Here is a 17,530-nt window from a genome sequence, read left to right as displayed (position 1 = left end):
CCCCCGCCCACCCCGGCGGGAGCCGGGCGCCGGGCGCGGTGCGGTGCCGTACGTACTCCCGCCCTGCCGACCGCACCGCCCCGTGCCGTCTCCCCACACACACGATCCGCACCCGGACTGAGGTCTTCCGAAATGAGCAAGCACGTCACCCACTGGATCGGCGGCAAGCCGTTCGCGGGCTCGGCCGCCGCACAGCGCCGCGCCGACATCAGCAACCCGGCGACCGGCGCCGTGGCCGGAACGGTCGACCTGGCCGGGCCCGCCGAGGTCGGCGCCGCGGTCACCGCCGCCCGCGAGGCGTTTCCCGCCTGGCGCGACGCGTCGTTGTCCACCCGCACCTCGGTGCTCTTCCGGTTCCGCGAACTGGTGCACCGAAACGCCGACGAGCTGGCCCGCATCATCAGTGCCGAGCACGGCAAGGTGGTCTCCGACGCCGCCGGCGAGGTCGCGCGCGGCCTGGAGGTCGTCGAGTTCGCCTGCGGAATCCCGCACCTGCTCAAGGGCGGGTTCTCCGAGAACGTCTCGTCGCGGGTCGATGCCTACTCGGTGCCGCAGCCGCTCGGCGTCGTCGCCGCCATCACCCCGTTCAACTTCCCCGCCATGGTGCCGATGTGGATGTTCCCCGTGGCCATCGCCTGCGGCAACACCGTGGTGCTCAAGCCCAGCGAGAAGGACCCCTCGGCCGCGGTCCGGATGGCCGAGCTGTGGGCCGAGGCCGGGCTGCCCGACGGCGTGTTCAACGTGGTGCACGGCGACCGAGCCGCAGTCGACGCGCTCCTGGAGCACCGCGACGTCAAGGCGGTCAGCTTCGTCGGATCCACGCCCATCGCCCGCTACATCTACGCGACCGCCGCTGCCGCCGGCAAGCGCGTGCAGGCACTGGGCGGCGCCAAGAACCACATGCTGGTGCTGCCCGACGCCGACCTCGGCGCCGCCGCCGACGCCGCGGTCTCGGCGGGTTTCGGGTCGGCGGGGGAGCGGTGCATGGCGATCTCGGCGGTGGTCGCCGCCGACGCCGTTGCCGACGACCTGCTGGAGGGCATCAGGGAACGGGTGGAGCGGCTGCGGGTGGGTCCCGGCGACGACGAGCGCAGCGACATGGGCCCGCTAGTGACCAGGGAACACCGCGACCGGGTCGCCGGCTACCTGGAGTCGGGGGTGCGCGAGGGGGCGACCCTGGCGATCGACGGGCGGGCCCATCCGGTGCCGGGCGGCGGCGACGGATTCTGGCTGGGCCCCTCGCTGCTGGACCACGTGACCCCCGCGATGAGCTGCTACACCGACGAGATCTTCGGGCCGGTGCTGAGCATGCTGCGCGTGTCCGACTTCGACGCCGGGCTGGAACTGGTCAACGCCAACCCTTACGGCAACGGGACGGCGATCTTCACGGCCGACGGTGCGGCGGCGCGCCGCTTCCAGAACGAGGTCGAGGTGGGCATGGTCGGTATCAACGTGCCGATCCCGGTGCCGATGGCCTACTACTCCTTCGGCGGGTGGAAGGACTCCCTGTTCGGCGACTCGCACATGCACGGCACCGAGGGCGTGCACTTCTACACCCGGACCAAGGCGGTGACGGCCCGCTGGCGGCCGACCGCGGGAGGGGCCGGACCGGCGGGCGGCGGTGCCGCGGGTGCGGCCGGTGCGCGGGGGCCGGCCGGCGGTACCGCACCGGGCGGTGTGGACCTGGGTTTTCCCACCGGCGGGTGACCGCGGGCGGCGCGCGTCCGGATCGATCGAGGCAAATTCGCCTACATAGGGTCCAGAACCCGTGACGGGCAGTATGGTGGAGATTGAACCGCCGCGGCGCCCCCCGGCACCGCGGCGCTCCGCTGCTTTCCCCTACGCGCGCTCACTCCCCCTCCTCCCCCCGTGGAAGCTGAGCGCGGCGGTGGCGGCGTTCCGGGGCCGGCTTCCTCCGGCTCCGGAACGCCCCACTCTCACCCGACACGTGCGGGCGGCGGGGCACTGCCGGTCTTCACCGGCGCCCCGCATCTAGTCGCGTGCCGACCGTCCGAGCGACCCCTCGGCGATCGGGCGGCGGTTTCGCAGACCGCGGTGCCTGGGCCGGCACCGGTGCGAAGCCGCTGTCAGTGGGCGACCAGGACGTGTTCCAGATCGGCCGAGGTGTGCTCGGCGGCAAAGCCGGCGCACTCCTCGCAGCCGAGTAGCTCTTCGCCGTCGGGCGACTCACCGATCCGGTGGCGCGGTCGCGGCCAGCGTGCGTGGCAGACGGCGCACGCGTTGCCCATGAGCTGGGCGAAAGTGAATGCGCCCGACTCGCAGAGATGAATGTCGCTTGTGTCCGTATTTTCGGCGTCTGAATTGCGCATAATGCTCAGACCGCTCAACGTCCCGGCTCCCCCCGTGGTTTAGGACAGTCTGGCGGGCTTGCTTGTGATCGGCTCTTATTGAATCAGAAGCGGTCTGCAACCGGAATAGCCCAGGCCGAATTTTGTTACACAGCGACGAACTTCAGTAACCATCCGTGATGATGCGCGAATGGGCGAGGGGCCGATCGGGGGTAAAGGTGGTAAATGTCGGACACTTCGGGCTCAGGGCAGCGGTGTGACCGTGAACCGGCGCAGGTCCAGAGCGGGGTTCTTGGCCCGTACTTGCGTCAAGCGGTCCGCTGAAATTGGCGCGACCGCAACTCCGGTCTGCTCACCAAGGGCGACCACCCGGGTGCCCATCGGGTCGACGATCATGCTGTTGCCCGCGCCGGTGGGGGCGTTCTGGCCGGCCGCGGCGACGTAGAGCGTGTTCTCGATCGCGCGGGCCCGCACCAGCGTGTCCCAGTGGTCCTCCTTCAGCGGCCCCGGCACCCACTCCGCCGCCAGTAGCAGCACCTGGGCCCCGGCATCGGCGATGCGCCGGGTGACCTCGGGGAAGCGCAGGTCATAGCAGGTCTGCAGTCCGAAGGTCAGGCCGTCCAACTCGAAGGTTTGCGGATCCTCGATGGCGCCCGGTTCCACCACCTCGGACTCGGCCGCCCCGAAAGCGTCGTAGAGGTGCAGCTTGCGGTACAGGGCCGCGATACCGCCGCCCGGTGCCATGGCCACCAGCGTGTTGCGGAACCGATCGGCCCCGGGCACCTGCTCGTTGACCCCGGCGACCACGACCGCGCCCGACTCGGCCGCCAGGCGCGACAGGCCGCCGGCAAAGGCGCCGTCCAGCGGCTCCGCCGACTCGACGAACCGCCGGTCGGTGCGCGGCGCGGTGAACATCGCGTACTCGGGCAGCACGACCACACCCGCGCCCCGTTCGGCCGCCTCGGCAACCAGCCGGCCGGCGGCCGCCAAGTTCTCCATCTTGTCCTGGCCCGGGGCGAACTGCGCTACTGCGACGTGGACCATGGGGCTCCCAACTGGGTTCTGGCCGTTCCGGCGGTTTCGGTGCTTTGCGGCCCGCGGTATCCGTGGCCGGCTGCGGCGGCCGGCGGCCCGGTGAACGGTCGCCGCACGGCGAGTCGGCCCGATGACCTGATTGTCCCCAGCGAAGCAGCCGCCGACCCACCCAGGGGGCGTTACGCGGATTTCCCGGTCTTCCTGCGCGCAATCGGGATGTGGCCGACAATGGTGGTGGCCGCAAGTGATCAACCCGACACAAAACGACATCACCGTCAGTTCTCTTCCCCCCGACCAGAGGTGTGAGATGCCCGTGTCCCCGTCCGACCCGGCCGTGGGGCGTTTCCCGGGCGGCGGGCAGGCGGCGTCGGGGGCCGCCGCCTGCCCGTCTGCGCCTACTGCGGGCACCGGGCGGCCCGCGCCCGCGCGCGGCCCCGGCACGCAGCCGGGCCCGTGCCCGCCTGCGCCCGCCACCATCGCCCTCCCCGGCCCCGGTCCTGCCGATGCCGCCTACCCGGCTGACCAGGCGGGCCCGTCCGGCAAGGCCGACCAGGCCGACGAGGCCGACCAGGTCGGCCTCGTCGGCCAGGCGGCGCCGGCCGCATCGTCCGCCTCGGCCGTGTTCGAGACTCTGCCCGGACTGCTGGAGTACTACCGCAGCTGCCTGCGCCGCGAGTCCGTGCTGATCGCCGAGTGCCCGCTGCCGTCCGAGACCGCGCCGGCGACCGGTGCCGGACCGGTGCCCCTGGCCGCCGGCAGCGAACCCCTCTTCAGCGGAGCCGAGACCGCGCCGTTCCTGCCGCCGGCCGCCGAACCCCTGGTGCGCGCGGCGGCCCGGCGCGACGGCGCGCTGCGTTACGGGTACCCGCTGGTGGTGCTCCCGCCCCGCGGTGGCGACCGCACTGACCGGGCGGCACCGCTGCTGGTCGCCGACATCGAGGCGATCGACTGCGGCAGCGGCCGCGGCGGCGGACTGCGCATGCGGGCGCTCTCCCGGGCCGACATCAACCCGGCGCTGCTGCGCGCGCTGGGCATCGATTCCGCACCCGAGGTCGCCGAGCTCCGCCGCTGGCTGCGCCGCGGTGCACCCGGCGGCTCCGGCCCATCGCCGGCCGGTGCGCCCGGCGCCGGGACCGCCGGGCGACCGGTCAGCGCCGCCGTTGTCGCCCCGCGGCCGCGCGGACGCCATGCGCGGCGCAGCCGCCCGCCCGGCGAATCCGTGCCGTGCGACCTGGAGCACACCGTGCGCGCGCTGCTGGTGCGGCTCGGGATCGAGCGCGTCGACCCGATCCTGCCCTCGCGGCTGCGCGACACGCTGCCCACCGCCGGTGCCGCGCCCGGAGCACGCAACGTCGCCGTGGTCTACCCGGCCGCCGGCGGCCCCGCTGCGGCGGGCCGGCAACCGGCCGAGTGCGGTGGCGGCGGCACCGCAGCGAACCCGACCGGGCTGGTCACCGACATCGACCCGCGCATCGCCGGCGGCCTGGCCGCCGGCGAGGCCGCCGCCACCGCGCTCGGCGCGCTGCTCGGCACGGCAGGCCGCGCCGATGCCGAAGGCGGACCCGGTGCCGCAACCGCGGTCCCGGTGTCGGCGACCAAGCTGGACGAGGCCCGCTACCGCATCGTCCGCGCCGCGCTGGAGGAGCCGCTGACCCTTGCGGCGGCGGCGCCCGGAACCGGTGGTTCCGAACTCGTCGACACGGTGGTGCGCACGGCGGCCGCCGCGGGCAAGCGTGTTCTGGTCGGTGGCGGCGACGACCGCGTGCTGGACCGGATCGCCCGCCGCGCCGGCCGCCCGCCCGGTCACACGGTCATGCGCGCCGGAGGCCCCGATCACCGCGCCGCCGAGGCGCGGATCCTGGAGCGGTTGCGCGGCCGCGCAGCACACGGCGCCGGCAGCCCGGAAAGCGCCGGTGCCGCCGGCATCGGCGGGCTACCGGCGGAAGCGCGCCGCGACTGGTCCCGGGTCGAAGACGCCTGGCGAGCCATGGACTCCGCCGCGGCAGCGGGCCACACCCTCACCCGGCTCGCCGGCGAGCGGCGCAGCATGGCCGACTCCGGCTGGCACCCCGACCACCTGTTCGATCCGCAGCGCGGCGGCCCTGAGCACTGGCTCGACCGGGCCCAACGCGCGCTCGCCGGCGGACTCTCCGGGGCGAAGCACCGCGCGGCGATCCGCCGCGATCTCGGCATCAAGACCTCTCCGGAGAACCTGCGCCGGCTGCGCTGGGCGGCGCAGGTCGAGTGCGACTGGCACGCTGCCCTGGGCCGGCGCGGGCACACCGCCACCCTCGACCGGCTCACCGCCGACCTTGAGTCCGCGCTGAACCGCCACCGCGAGTCGGCGGCACTGCTGGCCGACAGCGCGGCCGCCGAACGGATCGCGGGCGCGCGGGCCGCCCTGAAGAACCGGGCGGAGAGCCTCAACTGGTACGACTCCGCGGCGGCGGCCGGCACCGGCGAACCCGTCGGCCCTGCAGGCGCCTGCCCCGGGTTCGCCCGGCTGCTGGGCGGTTTGCCCGTCTGGGCCGTGAGCACCGCCTCGACCCGGTCGGTGCCCGACCGGGCCGCGCTGTTCGACCTCGCCGTTGTCGTCGACGCCGACCGGTTGACCGTGCCCGAGCTGGTGCCGCTGCTGTACCGCGCGAAACGCGCACTGGTCATCGGTGATCCGGCGCGGCCGGTGCTATGGAGCGCGCTGGAGCCGGACGAAGACCGGCGCCGCCGCGACGAGGCCGGCCTGGCCTCCTCCTGGCTGGAGGAACGGGCGCTCACCTACACCCGCCACTCGGCCTACGACGCCGTTGCCGCCGCGGTGTCGGCCGCGGGGCGGGCGCCGTTCTGGCTGGAGGAACACCGCAGATGCCACCCCGAGATCGCGGGCGCGGCCGCGCGGCACTGCTATGGCGGCCGGTTCGCCGTGCTCACCCGGCCCGCGGTGCTGCCGGCGGGCAGCGGTGCAGGCGGCAGCGGGGGCGCCTGCACCGAGCCGGAATCGGAGCCGGAGCCGGGACCGAATCCGGTTCCGGGAGACGGTGGGCCGGCCCGCGGCGCGGCCGTGGAGTGGCGGCACGGGACCGACGAGTGCGAGCCGGTGCCGGGCGGCGTGTGCCTCAACCGCGGCGAGGCCCACCGCGCCGTCTCCGTAGTGCAAAAGCTCGATCCGCAGCTGCCCGCCCGGACCCGGCTGGGTGTCTTCGCGCCGGTGCAGCCGCAACGGGCGCTGCTGCGCCGGCTGCTGGAGCTGCGCGGCCTGGAACGCGAGGTTGGCGTGCACGGTCCGCTGGACCTGCTCGACGACGAGGACGACACCGTCGACGTGCTGGTGGTTTCGGCCGTGTGCTCCGGCGCGCGGCTTCCGGAGGGCCTGCTGCAGCGCGTGCGCGCGCCCGAAACCTGGTCGGGCGCTCTCGGTAGGACGGCCGAGCGGCTGGTCGTCGTTGGCGACCGCGCGTTCTGGCGGGGTGAGCGCGGGCCGCTGGCCGAGCTGGCGCGCAGCCCCGAGGCCTGCGCCGAACCGGTGGCCGAAACCGCCGCGATCCGCACACTGGTGCGGGTGCTGCGGGCATCGGGGACCGGCGTGCAGACCGGCGCCTACGTGCACGGCTACCGCGCCGACCTGCGAGTGCGGACGCCGCACGGGCACCTGCTCGTGCTCGTCGACCAGTCCCGCACCGGCGCCGACCTGCGTCGGCTTACCGCACGGCGCGACCTGCTCGCCCGGCTCTCCGGCGAACCCGTCGCCCGGATTCCGGCCTGGCGCTGCCTGCACGAACCCGAGGCACTGGCGGGCGAGCTCCGCAGCCGAGCGCCCGGAGCCCGAGACTGAGGCCCCGGTAGCCCGAGCCCGCACAGCAGGTACCGGCCGACCGCGGCGGGGCGGCACGCCCGCGGGCCGGCTGCCGGGCGCGGCCCCTGGCGGCACCGGCGGCGGCGTGCGCACACACGCCGCCGGCGGCGGTCGGTCGGCAGCGGTCGTGTCAGGCCGGCGCTGACCATGCGGAAATACCGGTCTCAGCTTTGAAATCCGGGCATTGGCGGGTGGCCCGCCACCTGCGAGCGGGACCGGTGATCGCCCGCCCCAGGCGCCTGCGGCGGTCGCTGCCGCCTTTCGAGTCCAGACCGCCCGTGGGCCGACCGCGGAGGCCGCCGAGCGGACCCGTGGCCAACCGGATCACACGAGCGGCCAAACGATCAGGACGCTAGTGTCCGACCGGGTACTCCCGGGTGATCCGGACCCCGGTGTCGTCGGTGAACTCGTTCAGCAGGCGCTGGGCCTCGGCGCCGGTGTCGGCGTGCTCAAGCTCGTTGTGGACGGCGATGAGTTCCTTGGTCTGCTCCTCGACATCGGCGGCGCGCAGCGCGTCAGCGGTGTCGGTGCCGGGGCCGCCGAACTGGCGCACGGCCGCGTAGTAGATTTCGGCGACGCCTTGGCACAGCCAGTCGCCGTCGCAGATCCCGTACAGGTCGTCGCGGAAGTTGTTGTCGATGTCGAGCCGGTTGCTTTCGCTGAACCGGTCCTGCAGCCGGTAGTTGTTGTAACCGAAGTCGTGGCGCTTGCAGCCCGGGTCGAAGTCGAATCCGATCGGCTGGTCGGGCGACATGGTGCAGGAGTCGCTGCTCCAGTCGAGCTGGTCGCTGTGCGGAGCCTGGTCGCGGATGCCGATGAAGCTGTTCAGCGAAACCTCGTACAGGTACTCGTCGGTGACACGGCGGAGTTCGTCGGACGGCAGCGGGTCGGCGTTGGCAACGCCGGACCCCGTGAGGGCGAGCACACCGGCGGCCGAGGCCGCGATCAGAGTCTGTCCGATACGTCGGGCGGAATGGCGCATTAGGGGGATTTCCCTTTCCGGTTACGGAGTAGATGACTACAGCTTGATAATCGAGCGTGCACGCTCTGCGAAAGAGGCACGCGGAAAATCTGGGGTGATGGTTGTGTAACCGGGGAGGTACGAGCGTTGCCGGCCGGCGGGGGACCCGGTGGGGCGGCAGGGCAACGGGGCCTGGCGCGCCGCGCGCCGGCGCGGCCGGGCCAAGCGCCGCTCGTCTTGCGGCGGCCGGTGGGATCGGCGGCCCAACCGGCTGATAGAACTTCGGGCTGTGAGTATTTCGACGATGCAGGAGCTGCTGGCGGATTTCGCCGATCGGCGCGACTGGGGGCGGTTCCATACGCCGAAGAACCTGGCGATGGCGCTGGCCGGTGAGGCCGGCGAGCTGGCCGCGGAATTCCAGTGGTTGACACCCGACGAGGCGGCCGGGGTCATGGACGATCCGGGCAAGGCCGAAGCGGTGCGGCTGGAGATGGCCGACGTGCTGAGCTATTTGCTCCGGCTGGCCGACGTGCTCGACGTGGACCTCGAAGCCGTCCTGCGCGAGAAGGTCGCGATCAACGAGGGCCGGTTCCCCGTTTCATCCGATCGGACCGCGGACTGACCCGCCCAGTGCAGAGCAACGAGCGGTGCGAACAGCACTACCCGGGCGGCGGGCCGCCCGGGTAGTGGTTGCCGGCTGTTGCAGGGTGTGCCGGCGGGGCCGTTCGGCCGGCGGCCGCTCAGGTCTCGGCCTGCAGGCGCCGGTCGATGATCCCGCCGGTCAGGGCGTGGTCGACTTCTGCCAGGTCGCCGAGGTGGCCGACGTGCCCGGTGCGGTTGCGGATCTCGGCGCGGATCGCCGCGGCGACCGGCTCGCTGCGCAGTACCTCGGACAGCGGTGCGGGCTCCAGTGCCGCGCGCCAGGCGCGCAGGTCCTCCAGGCGGCCGTGGCCCACGGCTTCGCGCGAAAGCGGAAACAGGGCGTCGACGCGGTTCTCGACCGGGGTTTCGGCCAGCAGGTCGACATCGACGACGAGTCCCGTACCGTCCTCGCCGTCGCCGACGTGGTGTACCTGCCAGATCCGCCCGTTGGTCAGTACCACCCAGGCGACGCCTTCGGCGCCGGCGTGCAGTTTGGCCTGGCGCATGTTCCGGGCACCGAGGTCCGTTCCGCACGGTTTGACCTCGATGAAGGCGAAAAGTTCGTCGTCCAGGGTGATTCCGTAGTCGACCGATTCGCCCTTGGTGCGGTATTCGGTGGTCAGCTCGCCGTACTTGTCGAAGTTGAGGGCTTCGCTCAAGAAATCGGTGACCAGCAGGCGGGTGTCGCCCTCGTTGGCATCGCGCTCAAGCAGTTCGGTCAGCGGCTGGGCGAACCGCTCGACGGCCGCAGTGAGCCGGGTTCGCACATCGGTATCCCAGGCCGGAACCGAGCCCCCGGTTTCGGGGAATTCCGCGGTCCTGTTCAGAATCTGCGTAGCATCCGGGTCCATGGGTGCCGCTGCCCCGTTCCGTGTTGGTCGGCCCGCGCGTCGGCCGGAGGGGAAAATTACCGCCGAATCGGAACGATAACGACCGCGGCTGAACTTGGCAAAGTGGCGGTACAGGGCGAAACCGCGCCGGGGGCCGGTTGGGGCTGCGGTGGTTTCGGCGGACGCGCGGCGGATGGATCCCGGGAGGAGCGATACCCGGTGGGCCGGCCCCGGTTCCCGCGGTCCCGGCGGTTCGCCGCCTGCGGTGCCCTGCTTGCGGTGGATTTCCCCACCAGCGCGGATTCTCCCAGCACATCCCATGATCAGGCATTGACCCCGTGGCGCCGCGTTCCTAACATCCCAGAGGGGAGGTGAATCGGTTCAGTAGCCATTCGCGATCACCGGATCACCCTGGGTAGCTCGGGTGGAGTAGTTGCCGGGGGAGGGTTCCGGCCGGCTCCACCGGGTGCTGCGGGGTCACCGGTGCGGGGTCCGGATGCCGGGCCTTCGGGCGGATCGGTGCGGGCTGCTGAAGCGCTTCTCCTCGATCAGGAGCCGGAGAAGGGCGGGTGTTGCCGGAAGTGCGGCCAGCATTGGTGCTCAGGCGGTCATCGGGTCCCGGTTCCGGTCTCCGGCGCCGGATGCCGCCGGTATCGGCACCGGCTTCCTGGCGCACCCGCTGCGCGGCCGCGGCGTGCCGCGTCCCGACCCGCCCCCGAACCCCCGCGCGCGACAGGTCGCAGCAGGCGGCGATCTGCTGCAGACCATCCGGGAGCGCTCCCGGCCTGTGCTGCGTCCTGGAAAGGCGGTGCCTCCGGCCCCCCGGCCGCCGCCTGCGCCCGCGCGCAACACAGGACGACTGCGACCCCCGCCCGCCCCGTGCCCGCTGCGCTGCCCGCGCGGCGGACGGACGACGACGTGAGGACACATAACCATGACAGCAAACCCCGAGCTGCCCGCAGACTTCCTGTTCGGAGCCGCCACCGCCTCGTACCAGATCGAGGGCGCCGTCCACGAGGGCGGCCGCGGCCCCTCCATCTGGGATACCTACAGCCACACCCCCGGCAAGGTCGACCGCGGCGAGACCGGCGACATCGCCTGCGACCACTACCACCGCTACCGCGAGGACGTCGCGCTGCTCAAGGAGCTGGGCGTGGACGCCTACCGCTTCTCCGTGGCCTGGCCCCGGATCCAGCCCACCGGCAGCGGCCCCGCCAATGCCGAGGGCCTGGCGTTCTACGACCGCCTCGTCGATGAACTGCTGAGCGCGGGCATCGAGCCGGTGGCGACCCTGTACCACTGGGACCTGCCCCAGGCCCTGGAGGACAAGGGCGGCTGGCGGGTGCGCGCCACCGCCGAGCGCTTCGGCGAGTACGCCCGCATCCTCGCCGACCGCCTCGGCGACCGGGTGACGCGGTGGATCACCCTCAACGAGCCGTTCTGCGCGTCCTTCATCGGCCACGCCATCGGTCGCCACGCCCCCGGAACCTTCGAGGGCACGCCCGCGCTGGCGACCGCGCACAACCTGCTTCTCGCCCACGGGCTGGCAACCCGCGAGCTGCGCGCTTCGGCCGCCGAGAACGGGCGCGGCGCCGAGGTCGGCATCACGCTGAACCTGGACCGGCTGGTCCCGGCCACCGACACCGCCGAGGACCGCGCCGCCGTCGACCGGGCCGAGACGCTGCACAACCGCGTCTGGCTCGACCCGCTGCTGCACGGCCACTACCCGCACAACGAGGCCGAGACGTGGGGCGAACTCGCCGACGGTTCCTACCGCAGCGAGGGCGACCTGGAGATCATCGGGCAGCCGCTGGACTTCCTGGGCATCAACTACTACCGGCCCACCAAGATCCAGGACGCGCCCTTCGAGGAGTCCGACCCCGCCCGCCGCACCGCCGCCGACATCCGGGTGTCCCAGCTGCCCTTCGAAGGGGTGCGGCACACGCAGATGGACTGGCCGGTGGTGCCCGAGTCCTTCACTGATCTGCTGGTCGACATCCAGCGCCGCTACCCGGAACTGCCGCCCGTGCTGATCACCGAGAACGGCTCGGCTGAGGCCGACCTCGACCGCACCGGCGACCGCGTGCACGACACCGACCGGATCGACTACGTCCGCGACCACCTGCAGGCCGTCGCCGGCGCCATCAAGGCGGGGGTGGACGTGCGCGGCTACTTCGTGTGGTCGCTGATGGACAACTTCGAGTGGGCGTTCGGCTACGACCGCCGCTTCGGCATCATCCGGGTCGACTACGACACGCTGGAGCGCACGCCCAAGGACAGCTACCACTGGTACCGCGAGCTCATCGCGGAGCACACCGCCAAGCGCGGCTGAACAGCGCTCTGAGGCCGTCCCCCGGTCTCCCGGGGCAATCGCCCCCAGCCGCACCCGGAAAGGCACCGGCCCCGCGACACGGCGCAGCCAGCGCCGCCGAGCGGGGCCGGCGCCTTTCCGGGCGGTCGGCCGCCCGCCCCAAGCAGCCGGTTACAGCGGGCGCAGCGAGGCCACGACCGCGTCGAAGCGGGAGATCTCGGGCGCCGCTTCGCCTGCGGTGTCGGAGTAGATGATGAAGTTGAAGACATCGTCGCCCGCCGGCGAGAGGAACGACACCGCCCGCACCATGGCCTGCGACGGGTAGCAGCCCTCGTCCGCCACTTGCACCTCTGCCGTCGCCTGGTAGCCGGTCAGCCCGTTGGCGGCAAAGGGGACGGCCTCGCCCACGGTGACCCCCGCGTCGCCGCCCTTATTGGAGTAGGCCAGTTTCGCCCAGGCCGCTGCGGTGTCCTTCGCGGTCTGCGCAGTGTCGGTGACCTCGCCCATCGCCGAGATCCCCGTGCTGGCGGGCTTGGGCGGGTAGGTGTAGCAGGGGCCTTTGCGCGCGCCGTAGACCGCGACGCCGCCCATACCCACCATCGCGTCATCGTCGCCGTCGCCCGCGGTGAAACCCGAAATGACGCCCGGCTCCTCGACGAACCAGGTGCCCGGGACGTCGTAGGCGATGCCGCGCTCCTTTACCGCCACCCCCTTCCAGCCGGCCACAGTGGCGGGGGTCAGCGCTGCGGGGGCATCGGCGGTGGGTGTCGGGATGTCCACCGGCTCGGGTTTCGCGCTCGCGCTCGGACTCGGCCCGTCCGCCTGCGCTTCTTCCCCGCCGCCGACAGCCGGCAGCAGCGATCCGACGGGCGCGCCGCCTTGGAACATCACTACACCGAGCGCAAGGATGGCGACGCCCAGTACGGCGACCGTCGACAGCACTGCGACGGCGATTCCGCGGCCCTGCTGCGGACGGTAGGGGACGGACTGCGGCGAGGCGGTGGATTCAGGTGAAGGCGGTGTCATGGTGCTTCCGACGGTCGTGGTGTCCGGTCCGGTTCCCGGCTGGTGCGCGGGCCGGGGCCCGGCCATTGTCGCCGACTCCGCATCCGGCCGCGAGCCCGGCCCCGGTCCCCACCGGATGCCCCTGCGGGGCCGCGGCCTGCGCTCTTGGCATCGACGCCCGCTGAGACGCCCTATTACAGTGGGCAGCGACGGGCTTGGAACTGCGAACGGATGAGCGACGAATCTCCGGCCGCGCAACCCGCGGCACGCCGGCGGCGCTCGCTGCCCGCGAGTGCCCCAGGACGCGTGTGGACCGTAGCCGCGGCACTGGGTGCCGCCGCAGCCGTACTCGCCTACCTGGTGATGCCCACCAAGCCGCCCCTCAGCGGTCCCGAGATCGAGGGCGATCCTGCCGTGGCCCGGTCGGTCGAACGCACGATCCAGGGCAACGAAAGCTTCGTCCAAGGGCTGGCGGCGCTGGAGGTCCGCGGCGGCCAGACCCGTTCCGCATACGCCGGCGACTCCCGCGGCGGTGCGCCGGTTACCGCCCGGACCCCGTTCGCGACGGGCTCGGTGTTCAAAATGTTCACCGCGATGACCCTGGCCGACCTCGCCGCCGACGGCGAGACCTCCCCGGACCGCACACTGGGCGAGGTCTTTCCCGACATGGAGTTCGCCTCGCAGGAGATCGCCGGCACCACCCTGCAGGAGTTGGCGGAGCACCGCGGCGGACTGCCCCGCATCCCCGAGGCGGCGGAGCCCGAAATGGCGGTCCGCCAGTCGACGCTCACCGACCCCTACCGCGGCCTGCCGCCGGTGCGGGAATCGCTGGCCGAGGCCGAACCCGTGTCGGAGCGGCCGGACTGGCAGTACTCGCCCTTCGGCTACGCGGTGCTGGGCGCGGCTCTGGCCGAGGAGACCGGCACCCCCTTCCCGCAGTTGGTGCGCGAACGCGTCTTCGACCCGCTGGGGATGGACGACACGGTGATGCGCGGCGCGGACATGCAGGGCCTGCCGCAGGGCGCCGCCGTGCCGCACGGTTCGTCGGGCCGGCCCCTCCAAGCGTGGAAGGCCCCCGGCTACATCCCGGCGGGCGTCGGCACCTGGTCCACCGCCGCGGACCTGGAGCGGTTCCTGCGCGCGGTCATGGCGGGAAACGCGCCGGGATCGGCGGCCATCGCGCCCGCCGGCGACGCCCCGGTGGAGCAGACCCGCATGGGGCTGGAGTGGCTCGTCAAGGACTTCGGCAGCGGAGTGCGGTTGGTGCAGCACGGCGCGGGCACCTACGGCTCCAGCGCCTACATCGGCTTCCGGGGCGACCACGGTGTGATCGTGCTGTCCAGCAGCTACAGCGCCGACGCCGCGGTCATCGGTCCGCGCCTGATGGACGCACCCGGGGTGCCCCCGCAACCGGAAGCCGACGCACTGCCCTCGCAGAAGCTCGGCCTGGCGACCACCCTGCCGCTGGTGGTGCTGCCGCCGGTGCTGGCGCTCGCGCTCATGCTGCGCCGCCGGACGCTGGTGGGGCAGCGCCCGCTGGACCAGCTGCGCGTCGTGTCGATGACGGCCGGGACCTCCGCGGTGCTGGTGATGGCCCTGATGATCGGCGACTGGGTGAGCACGTCGCCGGTGGTCTGGGCGGTTGCAGTGGGAGCCGTGGTGGCCGCGGGTGCGGTCGGCGCATGGTTCTGGTCGCGCGTGCCCACCGCAGCCGGCCGGTGGCGGTGGCTGCGTGTGGCCTGTTTCAGCCTGTCGGTGTTCGTCTCGGGCTGCGTCCTGGCGTCCGCCGTGTACTCCATGCTGGCCGCCTACGTCACCCATTAGGCCGGGTGGCCCGGTTGGGCCGCGGCTCTCCGGCGGCGGCGCGGCCGCGGCTCAGGCGGTGCCGCCGGGCGCCGGCAACCCGGCGCTGAGCAGGTCGCAGACCGCAAGGAGCCGGCCGCGCAGCCCCTCGGCGCGTTCGGCAAAGGCCCGCTGGGCCTCGACGTAGGCGGCCTTGCCCTGCGGGGTTTCGATCTCGACAGGTTCGTAGCCGTGGTCGCGCAGATCGTAGGGCGAGGCGCGCATGTCCAGTTCGCGTACGTCGCGGGCCAGCTCGAAGCAGTCGGCCACCAGTTCGCCGGGAACGCCCGGCGAGAGCTTGTAGGCCCACTTGTACAGATCCATGTTCGCGTGCAGGCACCCGGGCTGGTCGAGGTCGGCCTGGGACTCCCGGGTGGGTTGCAGCTGGTTGCGGGGCCGGGCGGAGTCGGTGAAGAACCGGAACGCGTCAAAGTGCGAGCAGCGGATGCGGTGGGACTCCACGACCCGGTCGGTGCCCTCGGCCCCCAGCCGCAGCGGCACCGCCGCGTGGCGGACCTTTTCGGGCGGCAGCCGGTAGACCATCGCCCACTCGTGCAGCCCGAAACAACCCAGGTGGGCGGGCCGCCGCTGCACCGCGCCCAGCAGGGTGCGCACGAACTCCACGGTGCTGCCGCGCTTTGCCGCGTACGCCTCAAGGTCCAGGACCGCGCCGCCCACGCTGTGCCCGTCGGCACCGGTGCCGGACGCCTCGCGGTACCAGCCGCCGGCCGGCGGTGCGGCCCCGGCCAGCAGCACGCCCGGGCCGGGGTGCCAGCGCCGCAGCTGAGCGGGCCGGTGGCTGTAGTAGGTGAACAGGAAGTCCTCGACCGGGTGGGCGACCCCGCGGCTGCGCCGGTCGAGGTGGCCGGCCAGCAGCGCGTCGACCCGTTCGTGGTGGCGGCGCTCGCGTTCGCGCCAAGCGGCGGCGCCGAGCACGTCGGGCCCGCCGGTCTGCGGGGGAGCCGTGGCTTCGCTGCCGGATTCCATCGCCCCCAGGATAGGCGGGCGCCTCGCCGCACTGTCCGCGTGCGGCCAAGCGGCGTTCCACCAAGGGGGCAACGCAAGAGGGGCCCCGGCGATGGAACGCCGGGGCCCCTCGAAAGCGGAGCCCGGGTGGGCCGGGTCGGCGGCCGCACCACTCGGTGCGGCAACCCTTGCCATCCGGCCGGCGTTACCCGGTCAGCAGGTACCCGCCCAGGTGCACTCCAGGTCGGCTGAAGGAGAGCCGGGGGTGGTGCGCTGCGCCTTCATGGGACGGGCGGTTTCGGCGGTGCTGCCGCGGGCGAACTCGGCCAGGCGCACGGCGATCGCGTCCTGGATCCCGCGCGGAGCGGCTCCGGAGTGCCCGTTGTTGATGATGGCGAACACGAGCTGCTCGCCGCCTGCGCCGGTGGCATAGCCCGACAGGGCGCTGACGCCGGAGAGCGTGCCGGTCTTGGCCCGCACGTTGCCCTCTGCGGGCGTGTCCCGCATGCGGTCGGCCAGCGTGCCGCCGACCAGCTCGTCGGGGGCGCCCGCCAGCGGCAGGGCCTGCTGCCAGGTGTCGAACCAGGGCTGGGTGCGGGCCTGCTCCAGCAGCCGGACCACGGTGTCCGCGGTCATCCGGTTCGAGCGCGCCAGGCCCGAGCCGTCGTCCAACTGCACGTGCCGGGTGTTGACGCCCAGCTTGCCCAGCGCGCCGGTCGCCGCTTCGATGCCCGCCTGCCAGCTGCCCTCGCCGGCGGTCTCGCGGCCCATGGCCTTCACCAGGATGTCGGCGTGGGCGTTGTTCGACAGCTTCAGGAACGGGGTCAGCAGCTCGGCGAGTTTCATCGACGAGCGCTCGGCGACGGGGTCGGCCGACTCCGGCGCCGCGCCCCGGCCCACCTCGCCGGCCACCTTGACGCCGTGCTCCTGCAGAGCCGCGGCAAAGTAGTGGGCGGCGTGGGCGGTGGGGTTGTGCACCGTGCGCAGCGTGGAGTAGGTCTGGTCGACCGGAAGTTCGCCGTCGGCCGTGAACTCGTTGGTGCCGAGTTCGCGGGAGACGCCGAAGGTGGAGGCGGCGTCGGCTGCGCCGGTCTCGGCCCGGTTGGTGAGGCTGAGGTTGTCGGTCATCGGCGACAGGCCGACCTCGACCGCCTCGCCGGCGGCCTGGCCCGGCGTGCCGTCGACGTCGACGACCCCGGTGTCGTAGACGGAGTTGGCGGCCAGGGTCAGCGCGGAGATCTGCGCCGAGTAGGCGTAGGGCTGGTCGGCCGGGTCCCATGCGGCGTTCAGCCGCTGGGAGTCGAACCAGGTGTCGTCGGCGAGCAGGTCGCCGGTGACCTCGGTGACCCCGGACGCGGCGACCTCGGCGGCCAGGTCGTCGACGGCGCTCGGGGTGAGCGTGGGGTCGCCGGTACCGATCAGGTGCAGGTCGCCGTCGACGACGCCGTCGCCGGGGTCCTCGGTGGCGGCGACGGTGGTGTCGAAGCGGTGGCCGGGCCCGAGCACCTCCAGCGCCGCTGCGGACGTGAGCAGCTTGGCGTTGGAGCCGGGGATGAGTTCGGTCTTGGGGCTGTTCTGGTAGAGGACGTCGCCTCGGCTCAGGCTGCGGACCACGACTCCGCTGGTGGCGCCGTCGAGTTGCGGGTCGTCGAGGAGGGCGTCGATGTCGGTGCGCAGGTCGGAGACACCTGCGGCGGTGTCTGCGGCGTCCTGCGCCGCGCCCGCGGCCAGCAGAGCGGCGCTCGCCGCCGCTGCGACCGCGGCCGAGCCGGCGCGGGC

Annotated in this window: 12 protein-coding genes; 5 read left to right on the top strand and 7 right to left on the bottom strand. The window is 73.0% G+C overall.

Annotated features, from left to right (window positions below):
- Positions 1-132 precede the first annotated feature (132 nt).
- A complete protein-coding gene (locus ACYVD5_RS11705; RefSeq protein ID WP_461001012.1) occupies positions 133-1,707 on the top strand; it encodes a CoA-acylating methylmalonate-semialdehyde dehydrogenase in 1,575 nt (524 codons plus the stop codon).
- 380 nt (positions 1,708-2,087) lie between these two features.
- Here the strand turns inward: ACYVD5_RS11705 and ACYVD5_RS11700 are convergent, their stop codons facing one another.
- Complete coding sequence (locus ACYVD5_RS11700; RefSeq protein ID WP_461001011.1) at positions 2,088-2,330, bottom strand: hypothetical protein; 243 nt, start codon at positions 2,328-2,330, stop codon at positions 2,088-2,090.
- A 222-nt stretch (positions 2,331-2,552) separates the two neighbouring features.
- Positions 2,553-3,353: a carbon-nitrogen hydrolase family protein gene (locus ACYVD5_RS11695; protein WP_461001010.1), complete on the bottom strand. Its 801-nt coding sequence runs from the start codon at positions 3,351-3,353 to the stop codon at positions 2,553-2,555.
- Between the two features lie 298 nt (positions 3,354-3,651).
- On the opposite strand from ACYVD5_RS11695, the gene ACYVD5_RS11690 reads away from it, so the two are divergent.
- Positions 3,652-7,173, top strand: a complete 3,522-nt coding sequence (locus ACYVD5_RS11690) for a DNA helicase (RefSeq protein ID WP_461001009.1) — start codon at positions 3,652-3,654, stop codon at positions 7,171-7,173.
- A 373-nt stretch (positions 7,174-7,546) separates the two neighbouring features.
- Here the strand turns inward: ACYVD5_RS11690 and ACYVD5_RS11685 are convergent, their stop codons facing one another.
- On the bottom strand, positions 7,547-8,176 hold the full coding sequence (locus ACYVD5_RS11685; RefSeq protein WP_461001008.1) for a phospholipase: 630 nt from the start codon (positions 8,174-8,176) through the stop codon (positions 7,547-7,549).
- A 283-nt stretch (positions 8,177-8,459) separates the two neighbouring features.
- On the opposite strand from ACYVD5_RS11685, the gene ACYVD5_RS11680 reads away from it, so the two are divergent.
- The gene (locus ACYVD5_RS11680) at positions 8,460-8,777 is read left to right on the top strand and encodes a nucleotide pyrophosphohydrolase (protein ID WP_461001026.1); all 318 of its coding nucleotides are present in this window, start codon (positions 8,460-8,462) and stop codon (positions 8,775-8,777) included.
- Positions 8,778-8,895: 118 nt separating this feature from the next.
- On the opposite strand, the gene ACYVD5_RS11675 is transcribed toward ACYVD5_RS11680, so the two are convergent.
- Positions 8,896-9,648 (bottom strand): hypothetical protein, encoded by a 753-nt coding sequence (locus ACYVD5_RS11675; RefSeq protein ID WP_461001007.1) that lies wholly within the window; start codon positions 9,646-9,648, stop codon positions 8,896-8,898.
- A gap of 913 nt (positions 9,649-10,561) precedes the next feature.
- Between ACYVD5_RS11675 and ACYVD5_RS11670 the strand changes: the two genes are divergently transcribed.
- Positions 10,562-11,959 carry a GH1 family beta-glucosidase gene (locus ACYVD5_RS11670; protein WP_461001006.1) on the top strand — a complete coding sequence of 466 codons (1,398 nt, stop codon included), beginning with the start codon at positions 10,562-10,564 and terminating at the stop codon, positions 11,957-11,959.
- A gap of 150 nt (positions 11,960-12,109) precedes the next feature.
- Here the strand turns inward: ACYVD5_RS11670 and ACYVD5_RS11665 are convergent, their stop codons facing one another.
- A complete protein-coding gene (locus ACYVD5_RS11665) occupies positions 12,110-12,964 on the bottom strand; it encodes a hypothetical protein (RefSeq protein ID WP_461001005.1) in 855 nt (284 codons plus the stop codon).
- Positions 12,965-13,174: 210 nt separating this feature from the next.
- Between ACYVD5_RS11665 and ACYVD5_RS11660 the strand changes: the two genes are divergently transcribed.
- The gene (locus ACYVD5_RS11660) at positions 13,175-14,767 is read left to right on the top strand and encodes a serine hydrolase domain-containing protein (RefSeq protein WP_461001004.1); all 1,593 of its coding nucleotides are present in this window, start codon (positions 13,175-13,177) and stop codon (positions 14,765-14,767) included.
- 51 nt (positions 14,768-14,818) lie between these two features.
- On the opposite strand, the gene ACYVD5_RS11655 is transcribed toward ACYVD5_RS11660, so the two are convergent.
- On the bottom strand, positions 14,819-15,772 hold the full coding sequence (locus tag ACYVD5_RS11655; protein ID WP_461001003.1) for a 3-methyladenine DNA glycosylase: 954 nt from the start codon (positions 15,770-15,772) through the stop codon (positions 14,819-14,821).
- 192 nt (positions 15,773-15,964) lie between these two features.
- Positions 15,965-17,530 (bottom strand): D-alanyl-D-alanine carboxypeptidase/D-alanyl-D-alanine endopeptidase (dacB, locus tag ACYVD5_RS11650; protein WP_461001002.1); only part of this gene is annotated, 1,566 nt, incomplete at its 5' end.

This window comes from Streptomonospora sediminis, from assembly GCF_054778995.1.
Note: the sequence above shows the minus strand (reverse complement) of the source record. Positions and strands in the feature narration are given on the sequence as shown.